Origin of the sequence: Pseudomonas veronii, from assembly GCF_001439695.1 — a bacterium.
GTDB lineage: Bacteria > Pseudomonadota > Gammaproteobacteria > Pseudomonadales > Pseudomonadaceae > Aquipseudomonas > Aquipseudomonas veronii.
The window spans coordinates 64,637-83,303 of the sequence record NZ_JYLL01000017.1 but is presented as its reverse complement, the minus strand read 5'-3'; the positions used below and the strand labels follow the sequence as shown (position 1 = coordinate 83,303).

Sequence of the window (18,667 nt, the reverse complement as noted above, 5' to 3'; positions counted from 1 at the left end):
GCCGTTTGTGCATAGGCCAGTGTTTAACAGCATTGGCCCAAAAACTTCCACAAGCCTAGCATTCACAGCGTTCCGGCCAGTTCCGGGTCCATATCGAGATGATTTCCGTCATGTCCTCCGCTGCATCATTCCGCACAGAAAAAGACCTGCTTGGCGTACTCGAAGTACCTGCTCAAGCGTATTACGGCATCCAGACCCTGCGAGCGGTGAATAACTTCCGCCTCTCGGGCGTTCCGATTTCGCATTACCCGAAATTGGTGGTCGGCCTGGCAATGGTCAAGCAAGCCGCCGCTGACGCGAACCGCGAGTTGGGCCAGCTCAGCGAAGCCAAGCACGCTGCGATCAGCGAAGCCTGTGCCCGCCTGATCCGCGGCGACTTCCACGAAGAATTCGTGGTGGACATGATTCAAGGCGGCGCTGGCACTTCAACCAACATGAATGCCAACGAAGTCATCGCCAACATCGCGTTGGAGGCCATGGGCCACAACAAGGGCGAGTACCAGTACCTGCACCCGAACAACGACGTGAACATGGCGCAGTCGACCAACGACGCCTACCCGACCGCGATCCGCCTGGGTCTGCTGTTGGGCCATGACGCGCTGCTGGCCAGCCTCGACAGCCTGATCCAAGCGTTCGCCGCCAAGGGTGTCGAGTTCAACCATGTACTGAAAATGGGCCGCACCCAGTTGCAAGACGCCGTGCCGATGACCCTCGGCCAGGAATTCCGCGCCTTTGCCACCACCCTCAACGAAGACCTGGCCCGCCTGAAAACCCTGGCGCCGGAGCTGTTGACCGAAGTGAACCTGGGCGGCACCGCCATCGGCACCGGCATCAACGCCGACCCGCGCTACCAGGCCCTGGCCGTACAACGCCTGGCCACCATCAGCGGCCAGCCACTGGTGCCGGCGGCGGACTTGATCGAAGCCACCTCCGACATGGGCGCCTTCGTATTGTTCTCCGGCATGCTCAAGCGTACCGCGGTGAAGCTGTCGAAGATCTGCAACGACCTGCGCCTGCTGTCCAGCGGCCCACGTACCGGCATCAACGAGATCAACCTGCCGGCCCGCCAGCCTGGCAGCTCGATCATGCCTGGCAAGGTCAACCCGGTGATCCCGGAAGCCGTCAACCAAGTGGCCTTCCAAGTGATCGGCAACGACCTGGCCCTGACCATGGCAGCCGAAGGCGGCCAACTGCAGTTGAACGTGATGGAACCGTTGATCGCCTTCAAGATCTTCGACTCGATCCGCCTGCTGCAACGGGCCATGGACATGCTGCGCGAGCACTGCATCGTCGGCATCACCGCCAACGAAGCCCGCTGCCGCGAGTTGGTGGAGCACTCCATCGGCCTGGTCACCGCGCTGAACCCGTACATCGGCTATGAAAACGCCACCCGCATCGCGCGTATCGCCCTCGAAAGCGGCCGCGGCGTGCTGGAACTGGTGCGCGAAGAAGGCTTGCTCGACGACGCCATGCTCGACGACATCCTGCGCCCCGAAAACATGATTGCTCCACGTTTGGTCCCGCTGAAGGCCTAAGCGTTTGTTGCACCGCTCACCAGGTTGAGGGACTAGACACCTCTCACCTTTTGAGGGCCTGAAGGCTCGTTCTTCAGGCCCTTTTTTTTGCCTCAAGGTTGTGAAATGACGCCCATAAAAATTCCAATATCGAACCTGCCCGCCACGCCCTGGCTGAAACCTTTAATCAGCCCAGGCAGACGGATCACGTTCGCCTAGGTATAGTGCCGCCCCTCTTCGCGCCAGCGGCCATCGGTAACGAGGCCCGGACACACGCGAAAACGCATGAATAACAACACCCGCAAAAGGATCGGGTCGAACCGTCGCGCACTGCCTGGTGCCAAGTGACAGCGTCGAACCGTCCTGCGTTTGCCATTAGAAAAATCAGCGAGGAACACTCCATGCTCGAAGTCATCAACGACTTCCTCTCAGGGAAAGTACTGATCGTGCTCATTGTCGGGCTCGGCGGTTATTTCACGATCCGCTCGCGTTTCGTTCAGTTGCGTCACTTTTTCCACATGTTTTCGGTGTTTCGCGACAGCCTGAAAAACAGCTCCGACCAGCTCAGTTCGTTCCAGGCGCTGATGCTCAGCCTGGCCGGCCGCGTCGGTGCCGGTAACATCGCCGGTGTCGGCATTGCCGTGACCCTGGGCGGCCCCGGTGCCGTGTTCTGGATGTGGGTCACCGCGTTGGTGGGCATGTCCTCGAGCTTTATCGAGTGCTCCCTCGGCCAGTTGTACAAGCGCACCGACGCCGAAGGCACCTTCCGCGGCGGCCCGGCTTATTACATCCAGCACGGCCTGCACAAGCGCTGGCTGGGCATGGTGATGGCGTTCCTGCTGCTGGTGACTTTCGGTTTTGCCTTCAACGGCCTGCAAGCCCATGCCGTGACGCATTCGCTGAACAACGCCTTCGGCCTCGACACCACCTACACCGGCCTGGCCCTGGCGGCATTGCTGGGCCTGGTGTTCATCGGCGGGATCAAGCGGATCGCCTCGATCGCCGACCTGCTGGTGCCGGTCAAGACCCTGGTCTACATCGCGGTGACCCTCTACGTGATCGTGCTGCAATTCGACCACGTGCCGGCCATGCTCGCGACCATCGTCAAGAGCGCGTTCGGCCTCGACCAGGCCTTCGGCGGCCTGGTGGGCAGTGCGATCATCATGGGTGTGAAGCGCGGCGTATTCGCCAACGAAGCCGGTTTGGGCAGTGCGCCTAACGTGGCGGCGGTCGCGTCGGTGGAACATCCGATCGCCCAAGGCGTGGTGCAAGCGTTCAGCGTGTTCCTCGATACTTTCGTGATCTGCACCTGCACCGCCTTGCTGATCCTGCTCTCCGGTTTCTACACCCCGGGCTTTGAAGGCGACGGCATTGCCCTGACCCAGAACTCCCTGGCAGCCGTGGTCGGCGACTGGGGCCGGATGTTCATCTCGGTGGCCCTGGCGTTGTTCGTGTTCACCTCGATCATGTACAACTACTACCTCGGCGAGAGCAACCTGCGCTTCCTGGTCGGCAACAACCGCAAGGTGCTGATGGGCTACCGCGCGTTGGTGCTGGTGCTGATTTTCTGGGGTTCGATCGAGAACCTGAGCACCGTGTTCGCCTTCGCCGACATCACCATGACGATGCTCGCGTTCGTCAACCTGTTCGCCCTGGCGTTCCTGTTCAAGATCGCCATGCGTATCCTGAATGACTACGACAACCAGCGCGCGGCGGGGATCAAGACCCCGGTGTTCGACTCCAGCCAGTTCCCCGACCTGGACCTGGACCACAAGGCCTGGCCGGCCAACCCGGTGAAACCGGAGCCTGCCGCTAAAGCGCCTGCTGAATCGATCGCACTGTCGCAACGCTAAGCGCAGATGACACGCCGCCGGGCCTTGGGCATGCTCTGGGCTTGGCGGCGTTTTTCGTTCAGGAGATTTTCGATGCAAGCAGCTAACAACGTCATGGTGCTCTACACCGGCGGCACCATCGGCATGCAAGCCAGTGCCAACGGCCTGACCCCCGCATCCGGTTTCGAAGCCCGCATGCGCGAACAACTCGCCAGCCAGCCGGTGCCTACATGGCGCTTCCGGGAAATGTCGCCGCTGATCGACAGCGCCAACATGACCCCGGCCTACTGGCAGCGCCTGCGCACTGCCGTGGTCGAAGCCGTGGACGACGGTTGCGACGCGGTGCTGATCCTGCACGGCACCGACACCTTGGCCTACAGCGCAGCCGCCATGAGCTTCCAACTGTTGGGCCTGCCGGCGCCGGTGCTGTTCACCGGCTCCATGCTCCCGGCCGGCGTACCCGACAGCGATGCCTGGGAAAACGTCAGCGGTGCGCTGCTGGCCCTGGGCCAAGGCCTGGCGCCGGGTGTGCAGTTGTACTTCCACGGCACGCTGATGGCGCCGACACGCTGCGCGAAAGTCCGCAGCTTCGGGCGCCACCCGTTCGCCGCGTTGCAACGCCAGGGCGGCGTGGCCCGCGCCGCGTCGATTCCTGCAGCGCTGGACTACCGTCAGCCCAAGGCCCTGGCCAATGTCGGCGTGCTGCCGTTGGTGCCGGGTATCGGCGCGCCCCAACTGGACGGTTTGATCGGCAGCGGCCTGCAGGCGCTGATCCTGGAATGCTTCGGCAGCGGCACCGGGCCCAGCGATAACCCCGAGTTCCTCGCCAGCCTCCAGCGCGCGCAGGCGCAAGGCGTGGTCGTGGTCGCGATCACCCAATGCCATGAGGGCGGCGTGGAACTGGACGTGTACGAAGCCGGCAGCCGTTTGCGTGCAATGGGCGTGCTGTCCGGTGGCGGCATGACCCGTGAAGCGGCGTTCGGCAAACTCAACGCGCTGCTCGGCGCCGGGCTCGACACCCAGACCATCCGGCACCTGGTGGAACTCGATCTGTGCGGTGAACTGGCCTGAATCGTACAGCCGAACCCGCGTAAAAACCCTCGGCCAACTATATAGTTAGCCTCCTCCCTGCCTTGCCGCTTTCTAGCATGCCGAAGCTGTTCTTCCGGCAGCGTCCATGAAATGGCAAGGCAGGAACCCATGAGCCAACAAACCTCCACCCTTCGTTACAACCCCTCCGATACGCTGGTCACCCAACTCTGCGTCGGCCCCGCCTTCCGGGAAGCCGCCAGCACGCTGTTACGCCGCTCGTTGCAAGAACTCTACCCGGACCTGGGCATCGACCCGGACATCGCCATGGTCGGCACGCCGACATGGGGCATTGTCGACGATGAAATCGTCGCCGGCCCCACCGCGCACCAAACCCTCACCGACATCCTCACCAATCAGGCCATCTCAGGTGAACCCGCGCTCTACATCGAAGGCGCGCACTACCTTATCCAGCCGAAAAACCAGCAACCCACCGCACACCTGCCGGTACGCATCACGCAGATCGCCACCCTGATCAACCTGCTGGCACCGGTGATGCTCACCGCCTACCAGGAACAACAAGTGGCGTTCTGGAACTCCAGCAACGGCACCTCCGGCCCCCACTGGCAAGCCTTGTCCAGCACGCTGCGCTCGGTGTGGAACGTGACCCGCGTCGACGGCTGGGACGAGCAGGACTGCGCCATGGCCCGCACGCTGTACGCCGCGCCGGAACTGACACGCCGCCAGAGCGACGATGCATTCGCCTGCCGCGCCTACCTGGTGGACGTCGATCAGGTCGATGGCGCAACCGTCACCCACCTGGGCCTGCTGTCGATTGCCGTGCTGATCGGCAACCACGACGGCGAGACGCTTATCCTCACGTACTCCCTGTTCAACGGCTACGAGAAATTCGCCACGCTGGAGCAACTGGGCCAGAGCTTGCCCGGCTACGTAGGTCGCCATGCACCCACTGACATCCAATGGCGACTGTTCGAACCCACCGGGCATTTTTTCGATCACCAGGCTTGCACGCTGATTGCCCAACAGCTTGCGTTCATCGGGCAGCTCGACACTCAGCAACTGCGGCGCACCGCCCCCAGCGAATCCTCACTCAACCTGCCACCGGCCACCCAAGAGCTGGTCGGCGAAAAGCAACCCGACCTCAAACCCTACCTCGACGCACTCCCGTCCTGGCTGACATCCGCCTCCACCACCGACCTGAGTCTCTACGCACGCTACCTGAAAGACCTCGCCGCGCTGCACAGCCTCAACGCGGGCAAGTCCTACGACGATGACATCCCGCACATCCAGACCTACGCGCTCGACAGACTGCGCGCCGAAATGCTCAAGGACCACACCGACGCGGCGAACCTGCGCCTGGAGAACATCGAGATTCAGGTACGCAGCCCGATTGTGTGGGGCAGTTTCACCCTGCCGGGCAAGGTCGACACCACCACCTTCAGCCTGGCCGACCTGGCCCTGCAAAACCTGATCGGCCTGCCCCTCGGCGACAAAAGCGTGCGCTTGCGCAACAGCAGCACCGTGCCGGCGTGGCTGACCATGGCATACATCGAAACGCTGATCCGCAAGGTGGACGTCGGCCAACACTACCCGGCCCTGGCCAAAAGCAAGTTGCTCGACAACCCGCTCGAATCCAGCCGCCGACGCGCCCTGTACAGCAGCCATTTGCGCATCCAACTGCCGCTGCAAGCCTTGCAATACAAGATGAGCCGACACGCCGGGATCGACGAACTGGGGTATCGCTACGTCGCTGCCGTGCTGGCGCCAGAGGCAGCGGACCGTCAGGTCGACGGGCAAGCCATCGTTCTTCGTCCCCTGGCCTTCCTGCCGAAAAACCGCAGCGCCGACACGCAAGACGTGGTGAGCAACATGTTTGTGATTGGCCCCCAGGACACGAACGCCGGGCCCTGCCTGTTGTATCGCCCGATGGCGGAATTACAACTGCTGCAATATCCGTCACCGGCCGACCTGCTGTATGCGATCCGCCAATCACGCCACCTGCGCGACTCGGTCCTGGCCTGGCTGCCGGACAACGTGCGCGACGACTACGCACGCTACGCATTCCCTGGCGAACTGCCCTCGCCCTGGGCAGTCGTGACGTTGCTGGCGGACCCGGTCAAACTCGTGATGATGAGCGGGCCCATGGACCTGGGCACGCAAGTGCTCAGCGGTGATCTGCCCGGCGAGCTGTTCAAGGCCAACGCCAACGCGCTGATCACGCTGGCCGACCGTCAGTCGGCGTCGAATGCCGAAAGTCGCTGGGCCTCGCTCAAGCAGGCGGGCTGGCTGATATTCAACGCAGCCCTGCCGTTCCTGGGCCGCACCGTGAACACCGCCGCCTGGATCTGGCAGATCCTGGATCAGGTGCAAGCGGTCGTCGACGCGCAACAGCAGAAGGACAAACCGGCCGAATGGTCCGCCCTGGTCGGGCTGTTGCTCAACCTGGGCATGGTGTTGACCCTGCACATCGCCAGCCGCGAAGCGCCGTCAGCCCCCGCCTTGAGCAAGGACGAGCCGGCACCGAAACCTGCCGCCAGGCCCGAGGTGATCGCCAAGCCCGTGACAGTCAAACAATTGGCCAACCTTTCGGCAGTTGAGCTGCCAGGCAATCACCCGCATGCACTGCACACCCTGGCCGCGATCAACCGCAGCCCCAGCGACCTGGGCAGCCTGCTGGACAGTTTCAAGGTCGAAAAGCCGAAGGTGCGCAACAAGGCCTCATCGCGCATCGGCCCCCATCGCCACCTCTACCCGCTGCTCGATAAATGGTACGCACAGGTCGGCGAACGCTGGTTCGAAGTGACGGTGGATGAGAATGACGAAGTGCAGATCACCGATCCCCAACAACCCGCGCGCAACGGTCCCTTTCTGATCGGCAATCTCAAGGGCGAGTGGTTCATCGACACCCGGCTGCGCCTGCGTGGCGGCGGTTCAAGAAGCCGGGAGCGCAAAGCCCGGGCGCAAGCCGAACGTCAGGCCAGCCAACTGCGCAGGCAGATCACCGCCTTCGAGCAACAAAAAAAGACCGCCCAGGACACCCTGGAAAAGACTTATCAGGCACTGGTCGACGCACCGCCCACCTCGGCCCAGGCCGCGCAAAGGGCTTACCTCGATCAACTGGAGGCCCAACGCACAGACTACGAGACCGCCCTGAAAAACCTGAAAGAATTGAATGTACTTGCCCCCACGCCGGACTACCTGCACAGCGCCGTGGGGTATCTCAAGGCTCAGTTGAGCCTGAGCTGGGCCGGGCTCAACGAAGTGCTCAAAGCCTTTACGCCCAAACTCCGTACAATCCTCGACCACATCGCGAAGCAGGCCGCCGACGCACGCGTGCGCAACATCCCCGACGCACTGCAAATGAACGCAATACTGCACGGCATGATCGAGCGCCTGGACTACTTCGAAACGCGGTTCAACGAACTGCGTGACCTGCCCGGCGAAGGCCTGCGCCTGATCAAGAACACCAAAAGCCTGCTGCCTGCCTACAGCAGCGGCGACCTCAAGGCGTTGCAAGTCACCTTGGCCCGCAACCTGTGCCTGCGCGAAACCACCACCCTCAGCGCACCACTGGCATGGGCCGCCATCGACCATATTGTCGACGCCTGCGACATCGCCATCCAGGCCCTGCGCGACACCCTGCGCGAGCGCAGTGACAAGCGCATCGACGAACAGATCGAGACCCTGGGCAGCCTGATCGAACAGTTCACGGTGCTGGGCGAGCGCCTGCAGGACTTTCCCACGGAATTCCCCAGCGTCTCCCTGACGGAACCGTTGACCCGCCTGCGCGAGCAACTCGGCGAGTACACCAAACGCGCCAGCACCCATCTTGCGCAAATGGCCGACCGACGCACCTCACTGAGAGCCACCCCCAGCCCGCCGCCCGTCCCGCCACACCCGCAGAAAAAATTCATCCGCACCCGTTACCACGGCATGGTCGTCGGTGAGCCGCAATTGTCCGCCACAGGCCTGGACACCGGGCTGGTGGATGTTCGCTCGCCCTTGTCCAACACCGTGGTGGCCACGTTTCACGAGAAACCGGACGGCTTTTGGGTGCAACGGGCCAGGAGCGAACAAACGGTGAACACGCCCATCGACCTGCAAACCAGCGTGGACGCCGGCCAGAACCTGCTCGACGGCCTACCGGACTTCAAACAACGGATCACCGGCCTGGCCAGCCAAGCCCAACGCACGCCCATCGGCATCGAATACTTGTACCATCAACACGCCCAGCGCCTGGAGCAAGCCACGCGCAGTATCGAGCAAGCCCTGAGCCAGAAGAACCTCGCGCAAGGCGACGTGGCCCTGGCCAGCACCGTCAAAAAGACCCTCAGCGACGCCACCACAGCCCTCTATCAACAATCCGTAGACAATGTGCTGAGGATGACCCAACAGCACCCGCCGACACCCTCCGGCGTGCAATGGCTGAAGGCCCGCAACGCGATAAGCATCAAAAAAACCATCAGCCGCCGACGCATCAAGTCCGCCCGGCCGGATTACCTGGACGAATACACCATCACCGACCGCAGCACCCATAAGGTGCTGTGGTATGCACACTTCCACTACTCGACCGACTGGACCACGCCCAGGGCGTTTATCAGCGCGCGCCTCAAGACACCGCAGGAACACAGCCTGGGCGCGGCAGCCGACACCACCAAAGGCCTGAGCAGCGCACAACGCGTGGCATTCCACCGCAGCGAGATCAACGAGAGTCAGGCCAGTACGCTGTTTTTCAACCTCGCCTGACACACGGCCGACGGCACACAACTTGCTCTTTCACCGTACCTGACACGTTGGAGCCGTCGATGCTGCACGCTCATCTCACCACCCTCAACGCGGTGTCGCTGGTGCTCGACACCTTCAAGGCCCAAGGGCTGCCCAGCGAGGCCTTGCTCGCGGGCAGCGGCATCTGCGCGGCGGACTTGAGCCGCGCCGACACGCGCATTACCACCAATCAGGAAATGCGCGTATGCGCCAATGCCGTGGCCTTGCGCCGGGATGTCGGCCTGGCGCTGGGCCGCCAGATGCATGTATCGGCCTACGGCATGCTCGGTTACGCGCTGCTGACGAGTGCCACCTTCGGTGACGCTTTGCGCCTGGCGCTGCGCTATCCGGCGCTGCTGGGAACACTTTTCAAGCTGAGCCTGGAGGCGGACGGCGAGCGCATCTGGTTTACCGCCGCGGACTATCGCGAAACCCCGGCCATGCAGATGTTCAACGTCGAACTGTGCCTGGCCTCGCTGAAGGTGATCTGCGACGACCTGCTCGGCCAGCCGCTGGCGCTGCTTGGCGCACGCTTTGAATACAGCGCGCCGGATTATCGCGCGCGCTACAGCGAGTGTTTCGCCTGCCCGCTGCAGTTCGACGCCGGCACCAACGCCTTCGCCTTCGACAAGCGCTGGCTGGACCAGCCCCTGCCCCTGGCCGACGCCGTCACGCACCAGGCCATGGCCGAGCGATGCCGCAAACAGAACCTGGAGTTCACCGGCCGCCAGGCGTGGCTGGGCAGAATCCGCCAGTTGCTCACCAGCCAACTCGGCGCCGCGCCGGGGATCGAAGGCCTGGCCGCACAGATGAACTGCTCGCCGCGCACCCTGCGCCGCCACTTGCACGACCTGGGGTGCAGTTATCAGGAACTGCTCGACGAACTGCGCTTCGAGCGCGCCAAGCAATGGCTGGCGGCGGATGAACTGCCGATCTACCGCATCGCCGAGCAACTGGGTTTCAGCGAAACCGCCAGCTTCCGGCATGCCTTTGTGCGCTGGAGCGGCGTGGCGCCGAGCCAATTTCGTGCATGACGCCCCATTGATGGGCGAATTGCGGACACACAATTTGGCCCGATTTATCCCCTTTTGGCCGCTCCTGCCGTTCTCATAAAGCGCCCCGCCCGCAAGACTGCAGGCACCGATACCGCCTGCGGAGAACAACAAAATGCTGACGATCTACTCGGACGATCACCACCTGCACCACGGCCGCTGTGAACTGATGGACGGGCAACTGATGCCCTGCTTCGAAATGCCCTCGCGCGCCGACCACGTACTGCAACGGGTCAAAGCCCGTGGGCTGGGCCCGGTCCTTGCCCCGCAGGACTTTGGCCTGGCGCCGCTGCAACGTGTCCACAGCCGCGACTACCTGGACTTCTTCAAAGGTGCCTGGCAACGCTGGACCGCATTCGGCGAGGACGGCGACCTGTTGCCCTACACCTGGCCCGCGCGCACCTTGCGCCGCGTGCTGCCCACCAGCCTGCACGGCCAGCTCGGTTACTACAGCTTCGACGGCGGCGCACCGATTACCGCCGGCACCTGGCAAGCGGCCTACAGCGCCGCCCAGGTCGCGTTGACCGCACAGCAAGCGATCCAGCGCGGTGCCCACTGTGCGTTCGCGCTGTGTCGCCCGCCGGGGCACCACGCCGCCAGCGACTTGATGGGCGGTTATTGCTACCTCAACAACGCCGCCATCGCCGCCCAGGCGTTTCTCGACCAGGGCCATCGCAAGGTGGCGATCCTCGACGTGGACTACCACCACGGCAATGGCACTCAATCGATCTTCTACGCACGCAACGACGTGCTCTTTACCTCGATCCATGGGCATCCGGAGGCGGAGTTCCCGTTTTTCCTGGGCTACGCCGATGAGCAGGGAGAAGGCGCCGGGGAAGGCTTCAACTTCAACTACCCGTTGCCGGCCGGTTCCGGGTGGGCGCGCTGGAGCGCGGCGCTTGACGAGGCGTGCAGGGAGATCGAGCGCTATGACGCCGACATCATCGTCGTGTCGCTGGGTGTGGACACGTTCAAGGACGACCCGATCTCGCAGTTCAAGCTCGACAGCCCGGATTACCTGGCCATGGGCGCACGCATCGCGCGCCTGGGCAAACCCACGCTGTTTGTGATGGAAGGCGGCTACGCCGTGGCAGAAATCGGCATCAACGCCGTCAACGTTCTAGAAGGTTTTGAGGGGTCCATCCAATGAACATGCTCAGGTCGCTCGTCCTCTGCGCCGCCGTTCTCGGTGGCGCGGCCCATGCCGAAGAGAAAACCCTGCGGGTCTACAACTGGTTCGACTACATCACGCCCAAGGCGCTGGAAGACTTCAAGGCGCAGAACCCCGACGTCAAACTGGTGTACGACATCTTCGACACCAACGAAGCCCTGGAAGCCAAGCTGCTCACCGGCAACTCCGGGTATGACGTGGTGGTGCCGTCCAACGTGTTCCTCGCCAAGCAGATCGAAGCCGGAGTATTCCAGCCCCTGGACCGCAGCCGACTGCCGAACTGGAACCACCTCGATCCCAAGCTGATGAAGCTGCTCGAGGCCAACGACCCCGGCAATAAGTTCGCCGTGCCCTACATGTACGGCACCATCCTGATCGGTTTCAACCCCGACAAGGTCAAGGCCGCGCTGGGTGCCGATGCGCCGGTGGACAGCTGGGACCTGATCTTCAAGGAAGAAAACATCAGCAAGCTCAAGCAGTGTGGCGTCGCGCTGCTCGATTCGCCGTCCGAGATCCTGCCGCTGGCCCTGCAGCACCTGGGCCTGGACCCCAACAGCAGCAACCCCAAGGACTATGAAAAAGCCGAAGCGCTGCTGATGAAAGTCCGCCCGTACATCACCTACTTCCACTCCTCCAAGTACATGGCCGATATCGCCAACGGTGACATCTGCGTGGCCGTCGGTTATTCCGGCAGCTTCTCCCAGGCCGCCAACCGCGCCAAAGAAGCCAAGAATGGCGTGATCGTGGACATGCGCCTGCCCAAGGAAGGCGCGCCGATCTGGTTCGACATGCTCGCCCTGCCCAAAGGCGCGAAAAACCCGCAGGACGCCTACACCTTCATCAACTACCTGCTGCAACCGCAGGTGATCGCGCCGATCAGCGACTTCGTCGGTTACCCCAACCCGAACAAAGACGCGACGGAACTGGTTGACCCAGCGATCCGCCACAACCCCAACCTGTACCCCACCGAGGCGGCGATGGCCACGCTGTATACCCTCAAACCCCTGGGCCGCGACGCCGAGCGCGCCCGGACGCGGGCGTGGACCAAGATCAAGTCGGGGACATAGAGGCCGCCCGCTATCTAACTACCACCTCCGGACGGGCACGCGCCCTAACGTGGTCGAGGTCCTGGGTTGCCGTCGGCAACCCGCCTCACCTCGCCCGTCAGGAGCCCGCCCTTGCCCTCATCGCCTCCCAGTGCCAACGACCTGTTGACTCAACTGACCACCGGCCCCTCCTTGCGCGAAGTCGCGGCCGCCACCCTGCGCTCGAGCTTGCGCGAGCTGTACCCGGATCTCGACATCGACCCCGATCTGACCCTTCTGGTGACACCGCACTGGCAGATCACCGCCGAGGCGATCCTGCCCGGAGCCCCGCGATTTCAAACACTGACCGGCGCGTTGTGCCGCAGTGCAACATCCGGCGCACCTGTCACCTGGCTCGACAGCGAGCACTACCTGATCTATCAATCCGCCACCGGGCCGAACGTGCATCTGCCGGTCAAGGTGGACTCCGTCGGCCGCCTGATCAATGAGCTGGCACCGTTGCTGTGCGTCGCGTACCAAGAGCAGCAACTCGCGTTCTGGAATGCCAGCAACCACCCGAACGGCCCACGCTGGCGCACCTTTGCCAACGCCTTGCGCACGATCTGGAATGTCGACAGCGTGGAGGGTTGGGACGAGGATGAATGCAACGTCGCCAGGGCAGTTTTTCACACGCCGGATTACGCCCAGCGCTTGCCCCAGGACAAATACGCGACCAAGGCTTATCTGATCGACGTCGACCTGGAACACGCCACACAGGTCAAACACCTCAACCTGTCGGCATTGGCGGTACTGGTCGGGCGCCTCGGCGAGCGCGACATCATCCTCAGCTATTCGATCGCCGACGGTTACGCCGCCTTCAAGAGCCTGCAAGCGCTTGGCGACGCCCTGAGCATTCAAGTGGCCACTCCACAGGCGACCAAGCTCCACTGGCGACTCTTCCAACCCTCAGGGGACTTTTTCGAGCAGCAGGCCTGTGCGTTTATTTCCCTGCAGATTCAGGCAATCGGCGCAATCGCGTTCAACAGCGGTGAGCTGATCCCGACCATGGCGCACGACAAGCCAGGCAGCGAAATCGCCCCCCGCGCCCCGCTGAATCAAGACAGAATCGGCTGGGTACATCGCGCCTTGCCCGACTGGATACTCACCGCGTCCTCGTCGGATCAGGCCACCTACGGGCGCTACATGATGGACCTCGCGGCCCTGCACCTGCGGCACGCGGGTAAAGCCTTTGATGATGGGATCAAGCACATCGGCGATTTTGCCCTGGATGCGATCCACACCCTGATGGTCAAGGACCACCCCGGCGTGACCCGCACGACGCTGGACAGCGTGCGGATCAGCGTCACCAGCGTGCAAGCCTGGGGCACCCTGATCGTGCCGGGAAACACCCAGACCCAAACCTTTACCCTCGCCGAGTTGGCCCTGGAAAACCTGATAGCCCTGCCCTTGGGCAACAAAACCGTCGGTTATGAAAACGGCAGCGCGGTGCCCGCCTGGATGACGGCGGCCTACCTGGAGCACTTGATTACCCAGGCGAACGTCGGCATGCACTACCCGGCCTTGGTCAAACGCACGCTGCTTGACGACGCTGCCGAGTCCCTGCGAAGGCACCGTCTCTACACCGCTCAATTACGCCTGCAACTGCCGCTACTGGCGTTGCAGTACAAAGTACGAGGTGTCCACGACCTGAGCGAACAGGGCTATCGCTATGTCTGCGCGGCGATGCATCCAGACAGCGCAGCCCGTGTGGTCGACGGCGCGGCGGTGGTCATCCGCCGCTTGTCCCTGCTCCCCAAACGCCGTCTGGGCTCGGCCGTCGACGTCGTCGGCAACATGTTCGTCATTGGCCCTCAAGACCCGAAAAAAGGTCCTTGCCTGCTCTATCGCCCGCTGTCCAACCAACCGTTGATGCAGTTCCCGTCACCGACCAACCTGCTGTACGCGATCAAACAAGACACGCCATTGCGCCAATCGGTCCTGGCTTGGCTGCCCGATAAGGTGCGAACGGCTTACGCGCAGTTTGTGTTTCCCGGCAGCCTGCCCTCGCCGTGGGTATTTACCAGTGTGCTGAACGACCCGCTGAATGCACTGGTGATGACCGGCCCCGTCGAACTGGGGCGGGAAGTGCTGCCAAACGACGACTTCGCCACACTGTTCCGAGCCAACGCCGACGCGCTGGTCACCCTGGCCGACCGCCAATCGGTGTCCAATGCCGAGGCGCGCTGGGAGAGTTTCAAGCACGCCGGGTGGCTGATGTTCAATACCGTGCTGCCGTTCATGGGCCGCGCCGCGGGCGCCGCGACCTGGATCTGGCAATTGATGGATGACCTGCAACAGATGGTCGACACCAATGAGGTCGGTGACCGTTCCGCCGGGCTCTCGGCGCTGGTGGATATCTTGCTGACGCTCGGCATGGTGTTAACGACGCATGTCGCCACGGCGCATCGGCCCGAGTCGTCCATCGGGAAGCCCGCCAAGCCGCGCGCATTGCCGCCGCCGGAGGTCAAGGTAGAAGTCGTCCAAAAGCCGGATATCGCGACGGCAGAGCTGCCCGTCGACCACGAACACACCCTGCACATCAGTGGTGCCCTGAACCGCAGCGCGCAGAACCTGGGCACGTTCCTCGACAGTTTTGCGCAGGCCAAGCCCGATCAATTGGGTACGCAACAGACCGTGGAAGGCCCTCATCAGCATCTCTATACCAAAGCCTCACACTGGTACGCCCCGGTGGGTACACGATGGTTTGAAGTGATGGTCGACGAAAACGACACCGTGTTGATCATCGATCCGCGCCAACCCGGCCGGCGCGGCCCGCCGCTGATCGCCAATCGCCTGGGGCAATGGTTCGTCGACACGCGCTTGCGCCTACGCGCAGGCGGCCTGCGCAGCCGGCGCAAAAAAGGCGAAGCCCTCAGGCCGCCGAAAATCACCGATTTACGCCGGCAACTGGCAACCTTCGACAGCGAGCAAGCCCAGCGCCAGCACGGTCTTGAAGCCTTGCAAGGCGCCATCGACCGCACGGCGGGTGACGCCAAAGCCGCGGCCAGAACCACCTTTCTCGAACAGGTGGATACGCGTCTCAAAGAATTCGACGTACCGATTTCCCAGCTCAAATCCCTGAATATTCTCGACACGGTGCCCAACTATCAGGACGCCATGGTCGGCTACCTGGAACATCAGCTGTTTCTGGCGCGCTCCGCCATCAGCGAACAACAGATCCCGTTTCGCGAACGACTGGAAGCCATACAGGGCCACCTCGACATCGAGGGCGTTGAAGAAGAAGCCTTGCCCACCGTTCACTACCGCAACATGTATACCGCGACACACGCCATGGCGGAGCGCCTGGGCTACCTTCAGGCACGCTTCAAGGAGGCTCGTGCCCTGGGTGCGCGCGGGGTCAGGCTGATCCAGCAGCATGAGCCGCACCTGCCCGCTTATGCCCTTGATGATCTCAAGGCGTTCAAGATTACCCTGGGCCACTTCCTGTGCGTGGCCGAAGGCGCATCGGCCACACGCGCCGACGCCAGGGAAGCCTTGCGCCGTATCGTCGATGTGGCGGAGCTGGCGGTCCAAAGTTTCAGAGAGGCCGCACAACCGCGCAACCTGGTGCCGCCGGAGCAGTTGATCGAAACCCTGGACAGCCTGATGGATCAGTTTTCCAGGGTTGACCAGAACCTGGTGGATCTGCCGGCCGAGTTTCCCAATGACCTCAACAAGCCCGACCTGGAAAACCTGCGCAAGCAAGTGGACGAGTTCGCTCGGCTCGCAGAGAAACAACTGACAACCCTGCTTCGCGAACGCAGAGCCATGGAGCCCACCGCGGGCCCGTCGCGCACCGTCCCCAGGGCGAAGAAAAAATACATCAAGACGCGTTTCAAGGGGATGGTGGTCGGCGAAGAGCGTGAAAGCCCCGACGAAGACGGCAAGACGCTGGTCGACGTAAAGGAACCCCTGACCGGCAAAGTGATTGCAACCTTCCATGAGAAGGAGCCGGGGGTTTGGGTCGAACGCGAGCTGACGCCCAAGCCCGCTTCCCGCAGCCAGGCGCGTAACCTGGCAAACAGCATCAGCGACGGTCAGGCGCTGGTCGATGGGGTCGAAGCCTTTATCGCCAACAAGGAAGCCTGGGCGAAGGAAACCCGGCAACTGCCGGTGGAAATCGAAGAGCGCTTCCACCAGCACGCCAAAAAACTGCAACGGGCCAACCAGGATATCGAAGAGGCGTTGACCTCCAGCAACCAGACCGAAAGCGCCTCGCCGTCAGCTGCGTTGACTAACCGCCGCCTTGATGAGGCGATCACCCAGCTTTACCGGGAAGGCAAACGGATCAAGCTCGAGGTGCTCAAGCGCCGACCACCGGAGGCGGCGCACGTCGAATTGCTGTTGCGCGAGGGCGCCGTCACGGTAGACCCGCCTGTCGGCGCCCGCACCCGACTCAGGGGCCGCGACAAGGGTTTCCTGCAGGAGTATGCGGTGGTGGACGTCAACACGAACCGTCCGTTGTGGTACGCACACTTTCACTACCCCACCCTCACCGGGCCGGAGGAAGCCTACACCGCCGCCCACCTGAAAAACCGCCAACAGCGCCTGATGGGCGGCCGGTTCGAACCCTTGAGCGACATCGCCGTGTACCGCAGTGAAATCGGTCTGCATCTGGCCCGCTCGCTGTTCCTGAAAGCCAAGCCTCAGCCCTCAGCCTGACCGGTCCAGGCCTGGCGCAACCGCGCGAGCGCCTGGCGGATCTCCGCCTCGGGCACTGCGGCAAAGCCCAGCACCAGGCCGGCGCGTTGATCGTCCGGGGGCCCGGCCTGCGCCAGCCAATAGCTGCTCAGGCCATTGACCTCCACGCCCACTGCGCGGGCCTGCGCCACCAGTTGTTGTTCGCGGGCAAGGCTGTCCACCCGCACAGTGAGGTGCAGGCCCGCCGCACTGTTCGGCAGGCTGCCGACCCCCGGCAGCTCGTCCGGCCAGCCGTTCAACAGGACGTTGCGTCGACTGAGCGCAGCGCGACGCATGCGCCGGATATGCCGCTGAAAGTGCCCCGCCGCCATGAACTCCGCCATCACCGCCTGGGTGCTGACCTCCGAGTGCCGCACGTCCACGGCGCGGCGCTGGGCGAATGCGTCGACCAGCGTCGGCGGCAACACCAGGTAACCCAGGCGCAGCGCCGGGAACGCGACCTTGCCGAACGTCCCCACATACAACACCCGCCCGCTGCGATCCAGGGCCGCCAGCGGGGCCAGCGGCGCGCCGCTGTAACGGTACTCGCCGTCGTAGTCATCCTCGACGACCCAGCCACCGCTGCGTTCGGCCCAGGCCAGCAACTCCAGGCGCCGGGCCAGGCTCATGACCACTCCCAATGGGTACTGATGGGACGGCGTGACATAGGCCAGGCGGCAGTTGTCGAGGCCGTTCAACACGCTGCAGTCGATCCCCTCGCTGTCCACCGCCACACCTTGCAACTGCGCACCGGCCAGGGCGAAGGCATGACCGGCGGCGCGGTAGCCGGGATTTTCAATCGCCACGCCATCACCTGGGCTCACCAGCAACTGTGCACAAAGGCTGATTGCCTGCTGCGCGCCACTGGTGATCACAATTTGCTCAGCCGTACACTGCATGCCCCGCGAGCTGCGCAGGTAGGCGGCGATCAGGCTGCGCAAGCGCTCGTCCCCGGCCGGGTTGCCATAGCACAGTAGCTTGAGGTCCGGCTTGCGCCAAAAAGCCGCATTCAGCTTGGCCCAGACGTCAAAAGGGAACAGGTCGAAGGCCGGAACCCCCACCCGAAATGCCCGTGGAGGCCCCGTGGGCGGCAAGGGCAAATGGTTGTTTTCGAGGCGCTCCAGCGCCGCGCTGTGGATAACTTTTTCGCTCGAAATATCGGCGTTTTTCAGCTCGATTGTGGATAAGGCTGGGGATAAGCCTGTTGAAAACCCTGTGGACAGTTTTGTGGATAGTTTTTTTGAACTGGGCAGTTGGGCGACATACGTCCCGTCGCCGACCCGGCTTTGCGTAAAGCCCTCGGCATACAGCTGATCGTAGGCACGCACCACGCTGTTGCGCGAAATCGACAACGCCGCCGCCAGGTCGCGCGTGGCGGGCAAACGCGTGCCGCCGGCCAGTCGCCCGTCCAGCACGCGTTGGCGCAGGGCTTCGTACAGCTGGCGGGTCAGCCCCTGACGACGATCCAGCTCGATTCCCGCAGGGTTGAACGACAACGGCGGCGCAAGGGACGACATTG

9 protein-coding genes are annotated in these 18,667 nt (G+C 63.2%); 8 read left to right on the top strand and 1 reads right to left on the bottom strand.

Features of this window, described 5'->3' with window-relative positions:
* The first annotated feature begins 110 nt into the window (after window positions 1-110).
* The 8 genes from aspA (at window position 111) to TU80_RS19920 (ending at window position 17,130) form a co-directional block, all read left to right on the top strand.
* Window positions 111-1,535, top strand: a complete 1,425-nt coding sequence (gene aspA / locus TU80_RS19955) for an aspartate ammonia-lyase (protein WP_017850012.1) — start codon at window positions 111-113, stop codon at window positions 1,533-1,535.
* 380 nt (window positions 1,536-1,915) lie between these two features.
* Entirely contained in the window at window positions 1,916-3,367 is a 1,452-nt protein-coding gene (locus TU80_RS19950) for an alanine/glycine:cation symporter family protein (protein ID WP_046381614.1), read from the top strand.
* A gap of 72 nt (window positions 3,368-3,439) precedes the next feature.
* Window positions 3,440-4,417 carry an asparaginase gene (locus TU80_RS19945; RefSeq protein ID WP_057005211.1) on the top strand — a complete coding sequence of 326 codons (978 nt, stop codon included), beginning with the start codon at window positions 3,440-3,442 and terminating at the stop codon, window positions 4,415-4,417.
* Window positions 4,418-4,546: 129 nt separating this feature from the next.
* A complete protein-coding gene (locus TU80_RS19940; RefSeq protein WP_057005210.1) occupies window positions 4,547-9,142 on the top strand; it encodes a dermonecrotic toxin domain-containing protein in 4,596 nt (1,531 codons plus the stop codon).
* 59 nt (window positions 9,143-9,201) lie between these two features.
* Complete coding sequence (locus tag TU80_RS19935; RefSeq protein ID WP_017850016.1) at window positions 9,202-10,194, top strand: AraC family transcriptional regulator; 993 nt, start codon at window positions 9,202-9,204, stop codon at window positions 10,192-10,194.
* Between the two features lie 133 nt (window positions 10,195-10,327).
* Window positions 10,328-11,362, top strand: coding sequence for a histone deacetylase family protein (locus TU80_RS19930; RefSeq protein ID WP_046485934.1), 1,035 nt, complete (start codon window positions 10,328-10,330; stop codon window positions 11,360-11,362).
* Window positions 11,359-12,450, top strand: a complete 1,092-nt coding sequence (locus TU80_RS19925; protein WP_057005209.1) for a polyamine ABC transporter substrate-binding protein — start codon at window positions 11,359-11,361, stop codon at window positions 12,448-12,450. Before TU80_RS19930 ends, TU80_RS19925 begins: the two co-directional genes overlap by 4 nt.
* Window positions 12,451-12,561: 111 nt before the next feature.
* Window positions 12,562-17,130 (top strand): dermonecrotic toxin domain-containing protein, encoded by a 4,569-nt coding sequence (locus tag TU80_RS19920; protein ID WP_057005208.1) that lies wholly within the window; start codon window positions 12,562-12,564, stop codon window positions 17,128-17,130.
* Here the strand turns inward: TU80_RS19920 and pdxR are convergent.
* On the bottom strand, window positions 17,115-18,665 hold the full coding sequence (gene pdxR, locus TU80_RS19915) for a MocR-like pyridoxine biosynthesis transcription factor PdxR (protein ID WP_057005207.1): 1,551 nt from the start codon (window positions 18,663-18,665) through the stop codon (window positions 17,115-17,117). The two genes, TU80_RS19920 and pdxR, sit on opposite strands and share 16 nt — an antisense overlap.
* Between the last annotated feature and the right edge of the window lie 2 nt (window positions 18,666-18,667).

Excerpts from the sequence above, each read along its gene's own strand:
- TU80_RS19935 (WP_017850016.1), top strand. The coding sequence starts at position 9,202 with ATGCTGCACGCTCATCTCACCACCCTCAACGCGGTGTCGCTGGTGCTC.
- TU80_RS19930 (WP_046485934.1), top strand. The coding sequence starts at position 10,328 with ATGCTGACGATCTACTCGGACGATCACCACCTGCACCACGGCCGCTGT.
- TU80_RS19940 (WP_057005210.1), top strand. The coding sequence starts at position 4,547 with ATGAGCCAACAAACCTCCACCCTTCGTTACAACCCCTCCGATACGCTG.
- TU80_RS19945 (WP_057005211.1), top strand. The coding sequence starts at position 3,440 with ATGCAAGCAGCTAACAACGTCATGGTGCTCTACACCGGCGGCACCATC.
- aspA (WP_017850012.1), top strand. The coding sequence starts at position 111 with ATGTCCTCCGCTGCATCATTCCGCACAGAAAAAGACCTGCTTGGCGTA.
- TU80_RS19950 (WP_046381614.1), top strand. The coding sequence starts at position 1,916 with ATGCTCGAAGTCATCAACGACTTCCTCTCAGGGAAAGTACTGATCGTG.
- pdxR (WP_057005207.1), bottom strand. The coding sequence starts at position 18,665 with ATGTCGTCCCTTGCGCCGCCGTTGTCGTTCAACCCTGCGGGAATCGAG.
- TU80_RS19925 (WP_057005209.1), top strand. The coding sequence starts at position 11,359 with ATGAACATGCTCAGGTCGCTCGTCCTCTGCGCCGCCGTTCTCGGTGGC.